1 protein-coding gene is annotated in these 460 nt (G+C 70.2%); it reads left to right on the forward strand.

From position 1 onward, the window contains the following. On the forward strand, positions 1-460 hold a 460-nt coding region (locus tag FAF44_RS53745; RefSeq protein ID WP_237111201.1), incomplete at both ends, for an ATP-binding cassette domain-containing protein.

Consider the following 460-nt stretch of genomic DNA (forward strand, 5'->3'; position numbering starts at 1 on the left):
GTGTCCGTCGAGATCAAACGCGGCGAGATCGTCGCCTTCGTCGGCGAGAACGGCTCCGGCAAGACCACCCTCGCCAAGATCCTCGCCGGCCTGTACGAACCCGACACCGGCACCGTCCACTGGGACGACACCGACCTACGCCAGGTCGACCCCGAAGCACTACGCCGCCGCACCGCCGTCATCGCCCAGGACCACACCCGCTGGCCCCTCACCGCCCGCTACAACATCACCATGGGCACCGGCAAAGGCGAACCCGCCCTACGATCGGCCGCCGCCGTCGCCGGAGCCGACGAAGTCATCGACACCCTCCCCCACGGCTACCACACCCTCCTCGACCGCCGCTTCAAAGACGGCGCCGAACTGTCCGGCGGCCAATGGCAGCGCATCGCCGTCGCCCGCGGCTTCCACCGCGACGCCGACCTGCTCATCTGCGACGAACCCACCGCCGCCCTCGACGCCC

It is taken from the genome of Nonomuraea sp. MG754425, assembly GCF_021699195.1.
Lineage (GTDB): Bacteria > Actinomycetota > Actinomycetes > Streptosporangiales > Streptosporangiaceae > Nonomuraea.